Here is a 19,160-nt window from a genome sequence, read left to right as displayed (position 1 = left end):
GTCGGAACCGTTCCAGCATCGGGCTTAGCCGGGCACGGTGGGCGGTGTCAGTCACCTGTTCGAACCAGCGATTGAATTGGGGAAAGTCGGCATCGATTATGTCCAGGTCGCGCAGAATCTCGACACTGATCCTTTTACGTTGCCGCAGAATGTCCAGCACGGCAGGAACAAGCGCCAAGGTGTCGAAAATCTCGGGGTTGATGGCGGTCATGTTATGGGTTCCAAGCTCCAGGATCCGTGCCTCGATCTGCTTGAAGTGATAGCGCGCCCGGTTCAGGGTGGTCAGGGTCAGGCGCGCCGCATTGCGGCTCATGTCCTCTCTGATCGCGCGCTGGCGGTTGCCGCTGGTAAAGGGCACGAACTCCGTCAGTTCCTGATACTGGCGGCTGTACAGTTCGATGTCCTGCTCGAAGGATCTGCGGATCGCCGGGCCTGCGCTGTCGGTGCGGGCCATCAGTTCTTCGGTTCGGTTAATGGAGAGCGCAATCAGGTCTTCGCGGCTGTTGATACTGTTGGCCAGCGCCTGTTGGCGGCGCAGGGCGCGGTCGGTCCACCAGCGTGGCAAGTAATCACGGATCGACTGGGGCCAGATCGGATCAAGCACTTCGGCCATATGCCCGAGCACGCTGCCGCCACCCGCCAGGCCGCCCTTGAATGCGCTGCCGTAGACGCCGTAGTGAGTGTCCCATTCGCCGTTTTCATCCAGGGCAATCGGCTGCTTGTAGGTTTTGCCGCGGGTCGGGCTCAGGCGCCAGTCCAGGGGATCGCCGGCCAGCTCAACCTGATAGATGCGCCCGCGCCGCATGATGAAGTCGCCTTCGGTATGCCGGTACACATTGCGATAAAAACCGTGGGTCTGCGGTTGCAGCCCGGCCAGCGAGATCACTCCTTCATATTCATAACCGGCGAAACGCTGTGCCGCCCGCCGAGCCTGGGTGACCGAGGGAAGGTGCAGGCTGGCGGCGCTGCTGGCCAGATGGCGCAATTGACGCTCGCGGGTGGCAGCGCGGGCGTTGACCGGCAGGACGAGGCTGCCCGGCAGAATGTCCATGGCGCAGTCGATCAGCGACAACAGCACCGCCTCGACCTCGGCCAGGCCATGGCCGACGTTCCCGCGCAGGAACGCAGCAGTGGCCAGGTTGGCACTGGACCAGGCGTCATACAACGCGACGACCGAACCCACGAAAGGCACCAGCCCCAGGGCGATTTTCAGGTAGTTGAAGATCAGCCCGGCGCGCAGCGCATTCTGCTCCAGCAACAAGGCCGCGTTGGAGCGTGAGGTCGCGCGATGCGCTTCTATGACGCGGCCCATATGGGCGTTCAGCAAATGGGCGGCCAGCGATGTGGTGGCCGGCCACGGGGTTCCGACGGCAAAGACTGGATCAAAATTCCGTTGCTGGGCCTGGGCGATCCGGGCGAGGTGGGCGGCGGTGTCGCCCTTGATGGCCAGGCCGGCCAGGTAGGCGCTCATGCCGCTGACCAGGCTGAGGTCGTAGAGCGCCTTGCGGGCCAGTTCCAGGCTCGCGTAGCGCCGCAGGTCCTGGTTGTCCGGGCTGTTTGGCAGGTACAGCAGGGTTGTGCCGGAGATTTGTTCCTGGATGAAGGTGACCCCTGACAGGGTGGTCGGACCGAAGTCGGTATCTTCACCGCCCGCACTCAGGGTGGCCGGCAGCAGCACGATTTTCTTGTCTTCCACCTGCCAGGCATCCGCGTTGTCGGCGTCGATGGCGATGTTCAGTAGCCGCAGATCGTTGTCGTCGAATCGCCCCAGGGCCCGCGCGCGTTTGCCTAGCAGCATGAGCATCAGGCGCAGCGGCTCGGTCAGGCATTCGCGACGGTGCTGCGTGGTGAAGGGCGCCGCCGCGGGATCACCGAGGAAGGTGCGGGTGATCAAGCTTTCGTAGGCCCCGGCGAGGTCCAGCTCTTTGACCAGGGTCTTCAGGTATTCCAGGGACAGGCCGGTGGTCAGCCGGGTGGTTTCAGGGGCATTGGGGCCGGAGACATCGAGCTTCATGTAGGTCAGGCGCTGGGCCAGCGTCGGGTCGATGTTTTGCTGGGCCAGTTGCAACAATGACAGGGTGCTGCGGCGGGCACTGGGCACCGTCACATACTTGAACGGTGTACCCGGGCCCGCGTATTCGGACAGGTATTCGCGCTCCTGGCTGACCGTATCGGGCAGGTCCAGTTGCACCGACCAGGTGTGTTCAAGCTGGAAGTCTTCGCGCAGGCGTTGGTCCAGGCGGCGCTGGCCGAAATCGTCGAAAGGTTCCAGCTCGCGTTCTAGCAATTGCTGCGAGCGATGCAGGGCGCTGATCTGCGCTTGAATCAGGTGCTTGAGTGCCAGGCGTTCATCTGCCGGCAACTGGCTCAACTCCCCAGGCAGTGCCCCGGCCAGGGTGCTGCTGCGTTGTTGCTCGAGCAGTTGTCCATACGCCAGTTCCCGCGCCGGGCACACCGGGGTTTGCAGGGTAAACAGGGTTTGCTCTTTGAGTCTGTCCAGGCCTTCGGTTCGCTCCTGGCCGAACGAAGGCACCGGGAAGAGGGAAATCAGCGCATACGCCTGTTGTTCGCTGGCGTACAGCTGCTGTTGCAACGAGTATTCAATCGGGTCGCCGGTCAGCAGCGATAATTGCAGGGTGACGTCCTGCGCTTCGCTCGACAGCTTGAACAGCGAGTGTTCCAGGGCTTGGCGGGATTCGAAACGCTGCAGGCCCCCTGCATTGCCTGGCCAGTACAGCAACAGGCTGTGGGGCACCGAAGAGGTCAGCGCGCTGGTCTGGGTGATGAGCAACAGGCCTGTCAGCTCCTCGGAACCTTCCCTTGGGTCACGGCTGGAGAGGATCAGGCGGGTCACCGCGACAGCCGGGCGGCGTTCCGGGGCCGCGGGGTGTTCCGTGACGGCCAGGAGCAGGCCGTGTTCTTCATCGCTGATCTGCTGGAGCGCATGCTGGATGGCGCCCTCGGCGCGCAGGGCGGCGAGCCGCGCTTGGTAGAGCGCGTCATAGTCCGGATTGGGTTTTTGCCGCAGCTCAAGTTGATCGAAGGCGGCTTTTTTTGCCAGCAGGCCGCTGGCGGCATCATTGCCGGCCTGCTCTGCGTCTTTCAGCGCTTGCATCAAACCCTTCAACTGCGCCAGCCGGGCGGTTTGCTCAGGGCCATCGCCCAGGAAGCGCTCCAGTGCGCTGCGTTGCAGCCTGATCGCGGCCCAGCGTTGGCCCAGGGCAATGTCGGCGCTGAGATGGCCGAAGGGCAGGGCAGGAGGCAGGTCGTCAGCGTCCGGGCCGGGCGTATCTGCCGGTTGATGCGGTGCGATAAGCATCGGGATTTCCCGGCGCTGGCTGTCCAGGCGGTCGGCATCATCCAGGGCATGGCTGGCGTAACGGGCCAGGTCACTGCCATTGCGATGACGGTTGCGCAGGCTTTCCAACTGAGCCGCGTGCAGGTGCGACAGCAGGTCCAGAATGCCGTGCTCCAGGGGTTCGGTGCGCGAGCTGTATTCGACGGTGACAGCGTCAGCCGCGACGTCCGGCGGGATCAGTTGCTGATGCGCTGCGACCAGCCACTGCTCCATGTCGCGGCGTTGGCTGAAGACCATCACGCCGGGTTGCCGGCAGGGCAGGTACAGGGTTTGTGTCAACAGCGGCTCCTGGCCCACGGAGATGACCCAGGCGCCAGCCAATTTGACCTTGCTCTGGTCGGGCAGCAGCAACGCCAGCTGGCAGGTCTCGACGGGGCGTACGCCATTGGGGGTGGTGACCGGGTTGAGCACTGTCTGCAACGAGATCAGTTGTTGGGCACCCAGCCTTCCCTGGGCATAGGCCGATTGCCCGCAGGCCTCGAAATGCTGGCAGTACAGTTGTGCCGCCCGCTCGCGACGGGACAACGGCGTACCCGGCGCCCGGGTACTCCAATAGTTTTCCCAGCGGGCGCTGAGCAGTTTCCCCAGGCCCAGTGCCTGGAGCCGCTTGAGCAATTGCACGGGCGTGAGGGCTGACAGGCGGTGGGACGCCAGGCCGACCACGGTGCTGCGGGCATCCAGGGTGGGGGAGATGTCTGGAAACTGGCAGATAAATCCCCAGGCATCCACCAGGCTGACGAAGTGCTCGTCGTGATCTTCGGTCTTGAGAAATCCCAGGCCGACCGGTGCGGCGCCCAGTTGCCAATGCTCTGTGAGCAGTTGTTCGATGGAGTCGCGCACGCCGGGTGCCTGGGCAATCAGTTGATGCAGCTCCTGTTGGCTTTCGCGCCAGCGCGCTGAGGCTTGCAGGGACAGGCTCTGGTCCTGGAGGCGGGCCTGGCCTGGAAGCGACGGTGAGGCGAAGTCGCTCAGCGTGGCAGACGGGGGAAGTAGGGTGAGGTCACTCATGATGGTGTGTTCATGCTCTGGTGAGACCGGGCTTGCCGGTGAATGCACCATTAAAAAGGCGGGGCCAGGGCGTGAGGTGATAGATAGATACGCGGATGACCGTTGGGCGCCCTTCATCAAACTGTCACTGAACTGTGGCAGCGCGCTTGTACAAAGTTCATCAGACTCGCGCTCTACTGGGGTTCTGCGTTTCGGTGTTTTTCATGCGCGTGTTGTTTTTCATGGCCGCTCTGTTATTCGGCCTGCCGTCCTTTGCGGCTTCTCGATGTGATGTGAATGTCCCGACTGAACGGGTTGATCTGGAACAGGTGAGCCTGGCCTACCAGAGCATTGGTCGTGCCTCCGACCCGGCCTTGCTGCTGGTGATGGGTCTGGGCGGGCAGTTGATCCACTGGCCGGACGAAGTGGTGGTGGCCCTGTGTGAGCAGGGCTTTCGGGTGATTCGTTATGACAACCGTGATGTGGGGCTGTCCACCTGGCGCCAGGCACCGGCCAGCGCCAACCTGACCTTTGAAGTGCTGCGCTACAAGCTCGGTCTGCCGGTGGCGGCGCCCTACACCCTGACCGACATGGCGGACGACGCACTGGGCTTGATGGACGGCTTGCACATCCAGCAATTCCACGTGCTGGGCGCGAGCATGGGCGGCATGATCGCCCAGCACCTGGCGGCCATGGCGCCGCAACGGGTGGAAAGCCTGACGCTGATCATGACCAGCTCCGGCGCCGAAGGCCTGCCGGCACCGAGTGCGGCGCTGGTGCAACTGTTGTCGCGCCGCAGCGCGCCCAATCGTGAAGTGGCCCTGGAACAACAGGCCGACCTGCTGGCGGCGCTGGGCAGTCCTTATGTGAAGGATGACCGCAAGGTGCTGTTGCAGCAGGCGGCGCAGTCGTACGACCGGGCGTTCAACCCTGACGGTGTGAAGCGCCAGATCATGGCGATCCTTGCCGAACCGAGCCGGGTGCCGTTGCTCAATCAACTGCGGGTGCCGACGCTGGTGGTGCATGGCACGGCCGATCCGTTGTTGCCGGTGATGCATGGGGTGCACCTGGCGGCGCATATCCAGGGCAGCCAGCTGCGGCTGATTCCGGGGCTGGCCCATCGTTTCCAGGAGGCGTTCAAGGCGCCGTTGCTGGCGGCGGTCTTGCCCTACTTGCAAGCGCATCGGCAGGATGCGGCGCATTGGGCGCAGATCGACCCGGTGGTGCCTGCGAAGGTTTTGTAAGGGCTTGACGGGGTGTATCGTGGGACCTTTCCGGCGTTTAATGCCAGCGAGGTTGCCTAGTCATGAGTACTCCCCTGAAAATCGATTTCGTCAGCGACGTGTCGTGTCCCTGGTGCATCATTGGCCTGCGTGGCTTGACCGAGGCCCTGGACCAACTGGGTCCGGAGGTGCAGGCCGAGATTCATTTCCAGCCGTTTGAGCTGAACCCCAACATGGCTGCCGAAGGGCAGAACATTACCGAGCACATCACTGAAAAGTACGGTTCCACGGCTGAGCAGTCCCAGGCTAACCGGGCGCGGATTCGTGATATGGGTGCGGAGTTGGGGTTTGCGTTTCGTACGGACGGGCAGAGTCGTATCTACAACACGTTTGATGCGCATCGTCTGTTGCATTGGGCGGGGCTTGAGGGGTTGCAGTACAACCTCAAGGAAGCATTGTTCAAGGCGTATTTCACTGACCAGCAGGATCCGTCTGATCACGGGACGTTGGCGGGGATTGCCGAGGGTGTTGGGCTGGACCGTGTGCGGGCAGAGGAAATTCTGGCTTCGGACGAATATGCCGCCGAGGTGCGGGAGCAGGAGCAGTTGTGGGTATCTCGCGGGGTGACTTCTGTGCCTACCATCGTGTTCAACGATCAGTACGCGGTGAGTGGTGGGCAGCCGGCTGAGGCGTTTGTCGGGGCGATTCGGCAGATTATCAGTGAGGCCAAGGGCTGAATGGGGCTGTCAGATAAAAATCAAAAGCAGCCGACCTGAGTGTTAGAAGCAAAAGCAGAGCCGCTTTATGTGGGAGCGGGCTTGCTCGCGAAGAACCAGAGGGCGCCGCGTTGAATCAGGATGCCCGAGTCATCGTTAACGACCTTCGCGAGCAAGCCCGCTCCCACATTTGGAGCGTGCCCGCCTTTGATTTTGCTGTTGCTTCAATCAAACTTATAGCTGATGGCCGTCTGCACCTGCCCCTGATTCACATCCCCGGTCTCCTTGACGATGCTGCTATTGGCCGCTGACCCCACCAGGTGTATCCAACTGGCACTGGTCAACAGCGACCACTTCGCATCCAAAGGAAACTCAAAACTTTGCGTCAGCGTCAGGTTCTGAAACCCGGCACTGGCGTTATACGGCCGAAACCCGGAGGCCGCAGCCTCATTGGCATCCACCCCGAAAAACGTCTGCGCCTGGCGGGCATCGGCAAAGTGCGCCATCAAGCCGGTGCTGCCGATAATGCCGCTCCCCAACGGATAACCCAACTCGCCGCCGAGCTTGCCCACCACGCCGCTTTGATCACGCGCCCCGCCCACGGCCTGACCCACCTGCGCATACACCCGCCAGAACTCAGCCGGAGCGTATTGGATGAAGCCGCCGATCTCGGCCATATCCGAAACATCGCGTAACCCACGCAACGAGCCATTGGCCGTGCGCCCCGGCAGGTAATTGATATAGGGCCCCGCGGTAAAACCGTTGGTATTGAGCGCACTCCAGGTCAGCCCATCGTCGGAACCCAGGCTGACACTCCCCCAATCCAGGTCGAAATACGGGATCGGCCGCGTTTCGTAGCGGCTGCCCGTGGGATCGTGGGGCTGATAGCTGACGCCTGCGCCGGCTTCACCGGTAATTCCGTCCGCCAGCGCAGCGCCGCAAACGCCCCACAGCCCCAGCAAACCGGTGAATACAGCAAAAGTAACCCTGAACATGGAGCCATTTCCTTTTGTGAACATGCGCGCATGAACGCGCAAACGCCCTGCCTTAGGCAAGCACTCATCTAGGTTGTAGCAAGCTACAAAAATTGTAGCAAGTTCCGACACAACCACACGCCGATACCCGCCAAACCCTTTGAAAACAGGGGTTGGTGGCACTTGGCACACTCCATGCTCTATCCCCTGCAAGCGCAACAGCGCGTTCCTACTTCATAGGTAAATGCAGATGATCCACTGGCATATCGTGTGTGACTTCGACGGGACTATCACTCCTACCGACGTCATCGACAACGTCCTCCAACGCTTCGCCGGCCCCGAGTGGGAAACCATCGAGCAGGAATGGCTGGATGGGCACATCGGTTCGCGCGAATGCCTGAGCCGTCAACTGGCGCTGATCAAGGCGACCCCGGCCGAGTTGCTGGCGTATTTCGACAGCGTCGAGATCGATCCGGACTTCCCGGACTTCGTCGACCACGTCATGGGCCTGGGCGCTTCCATTGAAGTGGTCAGCGATGGCATCGAACAAGGCATCGCGCGGATTCTGTCGCGCAACTACGTGACCTTGCTGCCGATCCTCGCCAACCGCCTGCGCCAGGTCGACCAGAACAGCTGGCGCATCGACTTCCCGTATGCCAGCGACGCCTGCCGTGCCGCCTCCGGCAACTGCAAGTGCAAGTCCACGCCGCGCAACAAGCGCGTGCTGGTGATCGGCGACGGCAAGTCCGACATGTGCGTGGCCTCCACCGCCGACTTCGTCTTCGCCAAGGCCAGCCTGGCCGACTACTGCGAAACCAACAACATCCCTTACGCGCGGTTCGACACCTTCGCCGATCTGCCGGCATTGCTGGCCAAGCTGCCTCAGGGCATCGCCGCCAACGCCACCTCCTTCAGCACCTCTTCCGACAATCAGGAACTCTTCCACCATGTCTGATATCCGCATCGCTACCGCAGAAGACCAGGTTCTTCTGGATAAAGAAGCCAAGTACTGCTCCTACGGCGACACCGTTCACTACATCGACCCGCCGCGCATTTTCAGCCGCTGCGAAGGCTCCTACGTGTGGGACACCGAAGACCAGGCTTACCTCGACCTGCAAATGTGGTACTCGGCCGTTAACTTCGGTTACGCCAACCCGCGCCTGAACAACGCGCTGAAACAGCAGATCGACACCCTGCCGCAAATCGCCAGCCAGTACCTGCACAAAGGCAAGATCGAGCTGTCGGAAATGATCGCAGTCGACGCCAAGAAAAAATTCGGCCTCGACGGTCGTGTGCACTTCAACGTGGGCGGTTCGCAGTCCATCGAAGACTCCCTGAAAGTGGTGCGTAACGCCACCAACGGCAAGAGCCTGATGTTCGCCTTCGAAGGCGGCTACCACGGCCGTACCCTTGGCGCTTCGTCGATCACTTCGAGCTACCGCTACCGTCGTCGCTATGGCCACTTCGGCGAGCGCGCCAACTTCATCCCGTTCCCGTACCACTTCCGCGGCCCTAAAGGCATGACCAAGGAAGAATACGGCAGCCACTGCGTGCAGCAGTTCGCCCGTCTGTTCGAAACCGAATACAACGGTGTGTGGGACCCGAAAGTCGGCCAGAGCGAATACGCCGCCTTCTACGTCGAGCCGATCCAGGGCACCGGCGGCTACGTGATCCCGCCGATGAACTTCTACAGCGAGCTCAAGCAGGTCCTCGACCAGCACGGCATCCTGATGGTTGTCGACGAAATCCAGATGGGCTTCTGGCGTACCGGCAAGCTGTGGTCGATCGAACACTTCGACGTCAAGCCGGACGTGATCGTCTTCGGCAAGGCGCTGACCAACGGCCTGAACCCGCTGGGCGGCATCTGGGCCAAGGAAGAGTTGATCAACCCTAAGATCTTCCCGCCAGGCTCCACTCACTCCACCTTCGCGTCCAACCCGTTGGGCACCGCGGTAGGCCTGGAAATGTTCAAGATGACCAGCGAAGTCGATTACGGCGCAATGGTCATGGCCAAGGGCAAATACTTCCTGGCCGGCCTGCAAGAGCTGCAAAAACGCTTCCCGATCATCGGCGACGTCGACGGCCTGGGCCTGGCACTGCGCTGCGAAATCTGCGGCCCGGACGGCTTCACTCCGGACAAGGCGACCCTGGACTACATGGTCGAGGAAGGCATGAAGGGCGACATGGTGGTTGACGGTCAGAAACTCGGCCTGATCCTCGACGTGGGCGGCTACTACAAGAACGTGATCACCCTGGCACCGTCGCTGGAAATCAGCTACCCGGAAATCGACCTGGGCCTGAAGCTGCTCGAGCAACTGCTTGTGCGAGCGACCAAACGGTGAGCAGCCACGAGATCGACCTCGGTGAAGGTGATGCCGGCTTCGTTCTCGGTAGCGGTCCGATTGGGATCCTGTTGATCCACGGCCTGACGGGCACCCCGACGGAACTCCGTCGGGTGGCCCAGGGGTTGGCCAAGGTCGGTAACTGCACGGTGTACGTGCCGACCCTGGCCGGCCACTGCGGGGACAACAGCGACCTGCAAGCCACCGGCTGGCAGGACTGGTACGAAGGCGTGCGCAAGACGTTCGTTGCGGTGAAACAGCGTCACGAGCAGGTATTCGTCGGCGGCTTGTCGATGGGCGCGGTGATGTCGATGTACGTGGCGTCGCAGTTCCCCGGCCAGGTTGCCGGCTTGCTGATGTACTCCACGACGTTGAAGTACGACGGCTGGAGCATCAACAAGATGGCGTTCATCACGCCCTTGCTGATCCGTATTCCCTTCGGTGTGCGCCTGTTCCGCTTTACTGAAAAGCCGCCCTACGGCATCAAGAACGAGCGCCTGCGGGCGATCGTCGAGCGGCAGATGAAGGAAGGGGAGAGCAGCGAGGCAGGTCTCTTGACCATGGAGGGCGTCACGGTGCGCGAGTTGCACTGGATGAATGCCGTGGTGAAGAAGCTCATGCCATCGATCAAGACCCCGGCCCTGGTGCTGCATTCCATCGAGGATGACATCACCAGCCGTTGGAACGCCGATTACGTGGAACGCCATCTCGGCGGCCCCGTGACCAAGATCCTGCTGGACAACTGCTACCACATGATCACCGTCGACCTGCAATACCGTCGGGTGATCGAGTTGAGTGCCGAGTTTGTCGGGCAGCACGCACACGCCACAGAGGCACCTGAAGATTATCGACAGCTGGCTTGAACCCTAAGGATTTGACGTGATCACCGCCCAAGCCTTTTCGACCATTCGGGCCATCGAACGCAGTGCCTGGAACGACTGTTTTCCCGATGCCCTGGAGGATTGGGACTATTACGTGGCCGTGGAAAACGCCGCTATTGATGATTTCCAGTGGCGCTACCTCGCGGTGTTTGACGAGGCAACGCTGGTGGCGGTCGCACCGGCGTTCATCACGCGGTATCGCCTGGATACCACCGTGTCAGGCGTAGGCAAGCGCTTTACCGAGCGCCTGGAGCGACTGTGGCCGGGTGTTTTGAAGTTGGGCCTGTATGCCATCGGCTCGCCGGTGGCGGAGCAGTGCAATGCGGGCATCGCCAGCCACGTTGCCGAATCAGGGCGCGAGGCTCTGCTTGCGCAATTGCTCGCTGCCGCGCGCCAGGATGCCGATACGTTCGGCGTCGGGCTGGTGGCGGTCAAGGATGCACCGACCAGGGACGAAGGCTGGTCAAACAGCTGCCTTGGCGCGGGTTTCCAGAGCATGCCCAGCCTGCCAACGGCCTTGTTGCCGATCCCTTTTGGTTCAGTGGACGCCTACCTCGGTTCCCTGGACAAAGCCACCCGCAAGGACCTGCGTCGCAAACTGCGTGCGCCGGGGCCGCGTGTCGAGTGGCGACGCAACATCGACGACGTACTGCCGCGCATCATGGCGCTGTATGAGGCCACCCTGGAACGCTCCGACCTGCAGTTCGAGCGACTGCCGGCAGGCTATTTCACCGGTATCCTTGAACAGCTGCAGGAACGTGCGGTCTGTGTGCTTTATTGGGTGGACGAGCAACTGGTGGCGTTCAACCTGATCCTGCTTAACCGGGATCGCCTGATTGACAAGTTTTTCGGCGAAGACAGTAACTACAGTCGCGAATACAGCCTGGCGGTGCGCAGTTGGTTAACCAACATCGACTACTGTATTCGCAACGATATTGCGTTATATGAATGTGGTCAGGCCGGCTATGCCAGCAAGTTGCTGCTGGGCTGCGAGTTCCAGGGCAACAGCATGTTTTTCCGCCACCGTAACTGGCTGGTCAACCGTGCGCTGTTCGTTGCAAAAGTGTTTCTCCGACCGGATCGATCCGACCCTGCCATGGCTGCTGCGATAAGCGAAACCTGATGATCAACAAGACCCGCCAAAAAGCCCGCCCCTTTGCCATTTCGCGTTGGAGCGTCCAGCGCAAGCTGGTGTTGGCGTTCTGGCTGGTGACGGTAATTCCGACGATGATCGCGGCGGAGCTGGCCGCCACGACGTTGTCGCAGATCTTCGACAGCAACGTGCGCATCTGGCTGCAGGAGTCGACCAAGATCGTCAAGGACGAGATCGGCGACATCCTCCACGACAACGCCCGGGTTGCCCAACTGTTCCTGCGCTATACCAAACCGCCGTCGTCGCGCCAGGCCGAGAAACACGACAAGCTGACCGCCGATATTGCCGCCGCCACCGACATCGACGTGGTGGCGCTGATCCGCAGCAGTGACCACAAAATCGTGTTTACCACCGCCGCCGATGACATCGTCAAGCAAATCAACCTGGCCAGTAATGCGGTGTTGCAGACGGTCCAGGTGGGTGGCGTGACCACCGGGGTTGTGGTGTCCACCTTCGAGACCAGCGAGGACGGCGTCGATTATCAACTGCTGGTGGCCACTTATCTGGACAGCAGTTTCCTGACCAGCGTGGCCGATGTGCATTCCCTCGACCTGCGCTTGTACCTGGCCAACCCCACCGGGTTTTCGGAGATTTTCTCCACCCAGCGCTTCGTCGATCACCCCACGCGGATTCCTTCGAGTATCGAATCCGCGCTGCGCAGCACCAAGCAACCCAGCGAACAATTCACCAACAACTACAGCGGTTTGTACTGGCCGATCTTCAACGATGCCGGCGAGCTGCAAGGGGTGATCTTCAGTGGCTTGCTGCGCCATACCAGCCTGGTGGGCCTGGTGAACCAGAGCAATCTGTTCGTGTTGATCTTCCTGCTCAGCTCGGCGTTGTCCCTTGGTGCGGGCATGCTGGTGTCCCAGCGCCTGACCCGGCCATTGCGGGATCTGTCCGAAGGCGTCAGCGCGGTGATCTCGGGTAACTATCAGCACCGTGTGGCGGTCAGCGGCGGCGACGAGTTGGCGCAACTGAGCAGCACCTTCAACCACATGACCGAGCGCCTCGGTGAGTTGCATCACCTGGAAGCGCAACTGCGCCGCCGCGACCGCCTGCATGCACTGGGCGAAGTCGCGATGGGCCTGGCCCATGAAATTCGCAACCCGCTGGGCATTATCAAGACGGCCACCCAGTTGCTGCATCGCCGCGCCGATTTGCCGGAAACCGACAAGCGTCACCTCGAATATGTGATCAGCGAAGTCAGCCGGATCAACGACCTGATCACCGAATTCCTCGACTTCGCCAAACCCAGTGCGCCGCTGCGCACCGTGCAGGCGGCACGCCCGGTGGTGGAGGAGATCCTCGGCTTCTGCGGGCCTGAGCTTGCGACCCATAACATCGACGCGCAAATTGATGATGCGGCTCCCGGCGCGACGATTTATGCCGATGCCAAGCAGCTCAAGCAGGCGTGCCTGAACCTGATTCTCAACGCCATCGACGCCATGCCCGGAGGCGGGCGCCTGACCCTGGGCATCCACAGCGTGGGCGGCAACACGGTGATCAGCATCGGCGATACCGGCGAGGGCATTGCGCCGGACATGATCGAGCGGATCTTCACACCATTCGTCACCACCAAGGCCTCGGGCACGGGCTTGGGTCTGGCCAAAGTGTTCTCGATCATGGAAAGTCATGACGGCAGCATCGAATGTGTCAGCGAGACAGATGCCGGCGCCACCTTCAGCCTGTACATTCCGGCCCAGGGTGCAGACGACGGCGATGATGAGGATGGTGATGACGCATAACGTATTGGTAGTTGACGACGAACCCAAGCTCTGTGACTTGCTTTCGTCGGCCTTGAGCCAGAGCGGGATCCAGGTGTTTACCGCCGGCAACGGCCTGCACGCGCTCAAGGTGCTGGAGCAGGAAGACATCGACCTGGTGATCAGCGACTGGCGCATGCCCGGCATGGACGGGCCGGCGCTGCTGGCGGAAATCAAGGTGCGCTACCCGCAGTTGCCGGTGATCGTGATGACCGCCTACAGCACCGTGAAAAACGCGGTGCAATCGATGCGCAACGGCGCCTACGACTACATCGCCAAGCCCTTCGATATCGACGAGCTGGACATCACGGTGGCGAAGGCCCTGCAGTTTCGCGACATCATGCGCGACAACGCGCGCATGCGTGCCGAGTTGGATGAACATGCGCAGTTCGACAGCCTGGTGGGTGACAGCCCGGCGTTCCGCCGCGTGCTGCACGCCGTGGACTCGGTGCGCGACAGCAACGCTACGGTGCTGCTGACGGGCGAAAGCGGCACCGGCAAGGAGATGGTCGCCCGCGCCATTCACAAGCACGGCAACCGCGCCGATAAGCCGTTTGTGGCGGTCAACTGCGCGGCAATCCCCGAAGGTTTGCTGGAAAGCGAGATGTTCGGCCACCGCAAGGGCGCCTTCACTGGCGCCGTGGCGGATCGGGTCGGGCGCTTCATGCAGGCCGACAAGGGCACGTTGTTTCTCGATGAAGTGGGTGACATGCCGTTGGCGTTGCAGGCGAAAATCCTGCGGGCCTTGCAGGAGCGGGTGATCGAGCCGGTGGGTGACCCGCGCGAGCGCAAGGTGGATGTGCGAGTGATCGCTGCCACCAACAAGAATTTGCTGGATGCGGTGGCGAACAAAGAGTTTCGTGAAGACCTTTACTACCGCTTGAACGTATTTCCGATTCCGCTGCCGGCCTTGCGTGAGCGGGTGGAAGATATCGCGCCGCTGGCCCGGCACTTTGCCCAGACCTTGAGTGCCACGGCGGGCAAACGCATCACCGGTTTCAGCCCCGAGGCGTTGCAGGCCATGGCGGCGTATTCCTGGCCGGGCAATATTCGTGAGCTGCAGAACTGTGTGGAGCGGGCGACCATTGTCGCGGCGACGCCGGTGATCGAGGATATTGATTTGCCGGCGTATCTGTTTGCTTCGACGCCTGCTGAGGATGGGGTGGGCGCGATACTCAGCAACGGGCCGGGTGTGCCGCAGGATCTGGATGCGGCGCTGGCTGAGGTGGAGAAGGCTTACATCATGGCTGCGTTGCAGGAGAGCAACGGGGTGCAGGCTGCGGCGGCGCAGAAGATCGGGATTTCCGAGCGCAGTTTTTGGTATCGGTTGAAGAAGCTGGGGATTCAGGTGGACAAGATTGTTCGCTAGGGGGCGCTGAGCGGTTGCTTGGGGGCATATCCGTTATTTAGGTAACGGCGGCTTATGGTTTCGCTCTTACAGCGAGTCACTTTTGGCAAACGCCCGGAATGCCGGCCCAGCCAAAAGTAAAAGGTCTTTGCCCCACCACTCGGTGCCTCGCTTAGGCTCGGCATGCCCGCACTCCGTCCATCGTGGTTGACGGGGTGCCTAAGATCAAAAGCAAAAGCACAGCGGCCTCCCGGCCGGCTTGAGTGTTAAAAGCAAAAGCAAAAACCAGAGCGAAAACAGATCTGCTTTTCTGTGGGAGCGGGCTTGCTCGCGAAAAACCTGAGAGCGCCGCGTTCATTCAGAATGCCCGCGTCATCGTTAACGACCTTCGCGAGCAAGCCCGCTCCCACATTTGGACCGTGCCCGCTTTAGCTTTTGATTTGGCTTTTCAACACTCAAGCCGGGCGGTAGGCCGCTGTGCTGTTGATCTGCTTTTGATCTTGATCTTAGGCGCCCCGTTAAACCACGCTGGCCGAACGCAGGCTTTGGAGCGTGGGTAACCCGGCAGGACGCCGGGTTAGCCGTCCTGGGCCAAGGATGGCCCATGACGGCGGCCCACGGTCCAAAGCCGGAGTGAGGGCACACCGAGCCTAAGCGAGGTGCCGAGTGGTGGGGCAAGAGCGTTTTGCTTACTTTTGCGCTGTTCAAAAGTGAGCCGCTGTAAGAGCGGAACCAATATCGGCCGTTACCTAAAAAATGGACAAACACACTCATTCGGCTCCGCATCTTTGATAGGTGTATGTCAGGCGTGCATGCGAACCCAAACGCTGACCAAAATCGTAGCCGCCATCAACCACGCCACCGCCGCCACCGCCAGCGAAGCCTCCAGACGCATCCGGTCAACCATCACATACAACGTCGCCAGGTACACAAAGTACGGAATGATCGACCACATCCCGAACACGATGGTGGTCTTCAAATCCTCCACCGACCGACCCTTGCCGACAATGTAATGCGCAATCAACGCGAACGTCGGAAACAGCGGCACCAACCCTGCAATGTAGTAGTTCTTGGTCTTGGCCAGCGCCGCCAGAATCAACACCACCCCCGCACCCAATGCCGCCTTCAACAATAAATCCACAATGCGCTCCTAGTGGCTCAGCCCGTACTTCTTGACCTTATCGAACAACGTGGTCTTGGCCATCCCCAGTTCCTGGCTGGCCTGGGTCAGGTTGCCGCCGCTGCGTTGCAAGGCATCGTTGAGCAGGTTGCGCTCGAACGCCTCCACCGCTTCGGTAAAGGCCAGCCCATGGTTGCCGCTGCTGGCGCCGCTCTTCTTGAACGCCGGCAAACCGAGGGCAAACCGCTCGGCCACGTTGCGCAGTTCACGCACGTTGCCCGGCCAGTCATGGCTCATCAGGCTGGACAGGGTCTGGTTGTCGAGGTCCGGCGCGGTGCGGTCGAAACGCAGCGACGACTGCTGCAGGAAGTGTTCGAACAACTGCAGGATGTCTTCGCGGCGTTCACGCAGCGGCGGCAGTTCCAGGGTCACCACGTTGAGGCGGTAGTACAGGTCGCTGCGAAACTGGTTGGCGCGGCTCAGGTCGTCGAGGTCGGACTTGGTCGCGGCGATCACCCGGCAATCCACCGCCACGCTCTGGTTCGAGCCCAGGCGTTCCAGGGTGCGTTCCTGCAACACCCGCAGCAGCTTGATCTGCAGGTTCATCGGCATGCTTTCCACTTCGTCGAGGAACAGCGTGCCTTCGTGGGCGTGTTCGATCTTGCCGATGCGGCGCTTGCCGGCACCGGTGAACGCGTTGGCTTCGTGGCCGAAGATTTCGCTTTCGAACAGGTTCTCCGGCAGGCCGCCGCAGTTCAAGGCGACGAACTGGTGGGAGTGGCGCCGGCTGAAATCGTGCAGGCAGCGCGCGACCAATTCCTTGCCGGTGCCGGTCTCGCCCTCGATCAACACGTTGGCCGAGGTGTCGGCGACGTTGGCGATCAATTCCCGCAGGTTCTGCATGGCCGGAGAGCGACCGATGATTCGGCCTTCCAGCGAATCGCGCTCGGCCAGTTGCCGGCGCAGCGACCAGACTTCCCGGGCCAAACCGCGTTGTTCCAGGGCGCGGCGGGCTACGTCCACCAGGCGCTCGGGAGAGAAGGGTTTCTCCATGAAGTCATAGGCGCCGTTGCGCATCGCACCCACGGCCATGGAGATATCGCCGTGGCCGGTGATCAGCACCACCGGCAGGCTTTTATCCAGGGCCTTGAGCCGGGTCAGCAACTCCAGGCCGTCGATGCCCGGCAGGCGAATATCGCTGATGACGATGCCGGCGAAGTTTTCACCGACGAGGGTCAGGGCCTCTTCGGCACTGCCCACGCCCACGCTGGGAATGTCTTCCAGGGCCAGGGCTTGCTGGCAGCCGAGCAATACATGGGGGTCGTCTTCGACGATCAGGACGGTCAGGTCGGTGGTTTTTTCTGCGTTCATTTCGACTCGACTTGTTGAGGGCTCGCCAGCGGCAAACTCAGGACAAAGGCAGTACCACCGCTGGCCGGATGCTCGACGGCGAGGTTGCCGCCGGTCGCCGCCGCGAGGCTGGCCGACAGCGTGAGGCCGAGGCCCAGGCCTTGTTCGCCGGGTTTGGTGGTAAAGAACGGTTCGAACAAATGCTTGCGGGTCTCGGGATCAATCCCGTGGCCGTTGTCGCGCACCCGCAGGCGATATTTGCCGTCGGCGATGTCGCCTTCCAGCCACAGTTCGGGGGCCGGTTGCGCCTGCATCGCGTCCAGGGCGTTGCCCATCAGGTTGACCAGGATCTGCTCCAGGCGTGTCTGGTCGATCTGCAACTGCGCGCTGCTGAAGTGGCGGTGCACCGTCAGCGGCAGGGTCTCCAGGCGACTGCCGAGGATCTGGAACGTAGCGTCCACCGCCTTGCCCAGATTGGCTTCGCCCTGGTCATCGCCACGCCGGGCAAAGGAGCGCAGGCTGGCGGTGATGCGACCCATGCGGTCGATCAGTTCGTTGATGGTCTTGAGGTTGGCACTGGCGGTGTCCAGCGCCCCACGCTCAAGGAAGCGCACGGTGTTGCCCGACAGGGTACGCAGGGCGGCCAGTGGCTGGTTCAATTCATGGGCGATGCTGGTGGACATCTGGCCGATGGCCGCGAGTTTGCCGGCCTGCACCAGTTCGTCCTGGGCCCGGCGCAAGGTTTCCTCGGCCTGGCGCCGCTCGCGAATCTGGCTCTTGAGCCGCTCGTTGCTGGCCCGCAGGTCGGTGGTGCGTTCGGCAATCCGTCGCTCCAGCTGGTTATTGGCTTCCTGCAGGGCTTCCCGGGCGGCGAGGCGGGTGGCAATCACCTTGCGGCGCTCGTTCCAGGCAATCAGCAGGAATGCCACCAGCGCAAAGGCTACGGCCACCAGTATGCCCTGGTTGATGGCGGCCCGGCGCAGGTCGTTCAGCGGGGTGAGCAGGGTGAAATTCCAGGGGGTGTCGTTCAGCGGGCGGGTCTGGGCCAGGTAGCTGACCTCATGCTCGTCGGCCACCACTTCGCTGTTGGCCGGGAAGGTCAACTTCTCGGTGCCTTCGTTGAGGCGCTCGCGGGCCAGTGGTTCCAGCTCGTTGAGCGTCGCCCAGTAGTATTGCAGGCTGTGGGCAAGGCGGTCCTTGGTGTCATCGCTCAATGGCCGCACGGACTTGAGGCGACGGGCCGGGTCGCTGGAGAGAATGATGATGCCATTCTCGTCACTGACGAAGGCCTCCAGGCGCGCCCGCTGCCAGCGCTCTTCCAGCGCTTCCAGGCGTACCTTTACCACGGCGACGCCGATGATCTTGCCGTGCTCTTCCAGACCATGGGCCAGGTAATAGCCGGGTTCGCCGTTGGTGCTGCCGATGCCGTAGAACCGGCCGGGCTGGCCGCGCACGGCATTCTGGAAATAGGCACGGAAGGACAGGTCTTCACCCTGGTAACTGTCGGCATCGCGCCAGTTGCTGGTCGCCAGCACACGGCCGGTGGTGTCCATCACGTAGATCGCCCGGCTGCGACTGCGCCGGTTCAGGCCTTCGAGGTAGTCGTTGACGGTTTTGCGGGTTTCTTGATTCGGGTCGGCCAACAGCCTGGAGACGCTGGATTCCAGCTCCAGGAGACTGGGCAGGTAGGTGTATTTGCTGAGTTCGCTCTCGACGGTGCGGGCGTGCAATTCCAGTTGGCGTTCGCCGGTATCGCTGAGGGTGCGGATCCCATAGAACTCGCTGATCCAGAAGCCGACGTAACCCAGTCCGATCATCAGGGCGATGATCAGCGGCGGCAGGAACAATTGGCGAATCAGACGAGGCTTCACGGCAAGTGATGGCGGCGCGGCGCGAAAGAGGTTGGGGTCGCATTTCATCACAGATGCCTTGGGTCAACCAG

At 61.8% G+C, this 19,160-nt stretch carries 13 protein-coding genes; 8 read left to right on the top strand and 5 right to left on the bottom strand.

Annotation, left to right across the window (positions count from 1 at the left end; genetic code table 11):
- Positions 1-4,366: dermonecrotic toxin domain-containing protein (locus tag JV201_RS23775; RefSeq protein ID WP_257903262.1), on the bottom strand; the 4,366-nt coding region annotated here is incomplete at its 3' end.
- Between the two features lie 203 nt (positions 4,367-4,569).
- Here JV201_RS23775 and JV201_RS23770 point away from each other — a divergent pair.
- The gene (locus tag JV201_RS23770) at positions 4,570-5,589 is read left to right on the top strand and encodes an alpha/beta fold hydrolase (RefSeq protein WP_032899419.1); all 1,020 of its coding nucleotides are present in this window, start codon (positions 4,570-4,572) and stop codon (positions 5,587-5,589) included.
- A 62-nt stretch (positions 5,590-5,651) separates the two neighbouring features.
- Positions 5,652-6,305 carry a DsbA family oxidoreductase gene (locus JV201_RS23765; protein ID WP_003216466.1) on the top strand — a complete coding sequence of 218 codons (654 nt, stop codon included), beginning with the start codon at positions 5,652-5,654 and terminating at the stop codon, positions 6,303-6,305.
- Between the two features lie 203 nt (positions 6,306-6,508).
- Here JV201_RS23765 and JV201_RS23760 read toward each other — a convergent pair whose 3' ends face one another.
- Complete coding sequence (locus tag JV201_RS23760) at positions 6,509-7,279, bottom strand: MipA/OmpV family protein (protein WP_102606049.1); 771 nt, start codon at positions 7,277-7,279, stop codon at positions 6,509-6,511.
- 229 nt (positions 7,280-7,508) lie between these two features.
- Between JV201_RS23760 and JV201_RS23755 the strand changes: the two genes are divergently transcribed.
- Genes JV201_RS23755 through JV201_RS23730 form a run of 6 tightly spaced genes read left to right on the top strand, consistent with a single transcriptional unit; the run spans position 7,509 to position 14,769 of the window.
- Positions 7,509-8,213 (top strand): MtnX-like HAD-IB family phosphatase, encoded by a 705-nt coding sequence (locus JV201_RS23755; protein WP_219406107.1) that lies wholly within the window; start codon positions 7,509-7,511, stop codon positions 8,211-8,213.
- On the top strand, positions 8,206-9,600 hold the full coding sequence (locus tag JV201_RS23750; protein WP_003216473.1) for an aspartate aminotransferase family protein: 1,395 nt from the start codon (positions 8,206-8,208) through the stop codon (positions 9,598-9,600). The genes JV201_RS23755 and JV201_RS23750 overlap by 8 nt, the downstream gene beginning before the upstream one ends.
- Positions 9,597-10,463, top strand: a complete 867-nt coding sequence (locus JV201_RS23745) for a carboxylesterase (protein ID WP_003216475.1) — start codon at positions 9,597-9,599, stop codon at positions 10,461-10,463. The genes JV201_RS23750 and JV201_RS23745 overlap by 4 nt, the downstream gene beginning before the upstream one ends.
- A gap of 16 nt (positions 10,464-10,479) precedes the next feature.
- Positions 10,480-11,604: a GNAT family N-acetyltransferase gene (locus tag JV201_RS23740; protein ID WP_219406106.1), complete on the top strand. Its 1,125-nt coding sequence runs from the start codon at positions 10,480-10,482 to the stop codon at positions 11,602-11,604.
- Positions 11,604-13,382: a HAMP domain-containing sensor histidine kinase gene (locus JV201_RS23735; protein ID WP_003216479.1), complete on the top strand. Its 1,779-nt coding sequence runs from the start codon at positions 11,604-11,606 to the stop codon at positions 13,380-13,382. The genes JV201_RS23740 and JV201_RS23735 overlap by 1 nt, the downstream gene beginning before the upstream one ends.
- Positions 13,372-14,769, top strand: a complete 1,398-nt coding sequence (locus JV201_RS23730; protein WP_003216481.1) for a sigma-54 dependent transcriptional regulator — start codon at positions 13,372-13,374, stop codon at positions 14,767-14,769. Before JV201_RS23735 ends, JV201_RS23730 begins: the two co-directional genes overlap by 11 nt.
- Before the next feature lie 781 nt (positions 14,770-15,550).
- On the opposite strand, the gene JV201_RS23725 is transcribed toward JV201_RS23730, so the two are convergent.
- Genes JV201_RS23725 through JV201_RS23715 form a run of 3 tightly spaced genes read right to left on the bottom strand, consistent with a single transcriptional unit; the run spans position 15,551 to position 19,137 of the window.
- Positions 15,551-15,880 carry a GlpM family protein gene (locus JV201_RS23725; protein WP_174717800.1) on the bottom strand — a complete coding sequence of 110 codons (330 nt, stop codon included), beginning with the start codon at positions 15,878-15,880 and terminating at the stop codon, positions 15,551-15,553.
- Positions 15,881-15,898: 18 nt separating this feature from the next.
- Positions 15,899-17,239 carry a sigma-54 dependent transcriptional regulator gene (locus tag JV201_RS23720; RefSeq protein WP_003208736.1) on the bottom strand — a complete coding sequence of 447 codons (1,341 nt, stop codon included), beginning with the start codon at positions 17,237-17,239 and terminating at the stop codon, positions 15,899-15,901.
- Entirely contained in the window at positions 17,236-19,137 is a 1,902-nt protein-coding gene (locus tag JV201_RS23715) for a sensor histidine kinase (protein WP_003208735.1), read from the bottom strand. The genes JV201_RS23720 and JV201_RS23715 overlap by 4 nt, the downstream gene beginning before the upstream one ends.
- Positions 19,138-19,160: the final 23 nt, after the last annotated feature.

It is taken from the genome of Pseudomonas sp. Colony2, assembly GCF_019382755.1.
GTDB lineage: Bacteria > Pseudomonadota > Gammaproteobacteria > Pseudomonadales > Pseudomonadaceae > Aquipseudomonas.
The sequence above is the reverse complement of the archived record's forward strand: the minus strand, read 5'-3'. Positions and strand labels throughout refer to the sequence as shown.

Coding starts and splice junctions, on each gene's coding strand:
- JV201_RS23770 (WP_032899419.1), top strand. CDS start 4,570: ATGCGCGTGTTGTTTTTCATGGCCGCTCTGTTATTCGGCCTGCCGTCC.
- JV201_RS23765 (WP_003216466.1), top strand. CDS start 5,652: ATGAGTACTCCCCTGAAAATCGATTTCGTCAGCGACGTGTCGTGTCCC.
- JV201_RS23760 (WP_102606049.1), bottom strand. CDS start 7,279: ATGTTCAGGGTTACTTTTGCTGTATTCACCGGTTTGCTGGGGCTGTGG.
- JV201_RS23755 (WP_219406107.1), top strand. CDS start 7,509: ATGATCCACTGGCATATCGTGTGTGACTTCGACGGGACTATCACTCCT.
- JV201_RS23750 (WP_003216473.1), top strand. CDS start 8,206: ATGTCTGATATCCGCATCGCTACCGCAGAAGACCAGGTTCTTCTGGAT.
- JV201_RS23735 (WP_003216479.1), top strand. CDS start 11,604: ATGATCAACAAGACCCGCCAAAAAGCCCGCCCCTTTGCCATTTCGCGT.
- JV201_RS23730 (WP_003216481.1), top strand. CDS start 13,372: ATGACGCATAACGTATTGGTAGTTGACGACGAACCCAAGCTCTGTGAC.
- JV201_RS23720 (WP_003208736.1), bottom strand. CDS start 17,239: ATGAACGCAGAAAAAACCACCGACCTGACCGTCCTGATCGTCGAAGAC.
- JV201_RS23715 (WP_003208735.1), bottom strand. CDS start 19,137: ATGAAATGCGACCCCAACCTCTTTCGCGCCGCGCCGCCATCACTTGCC.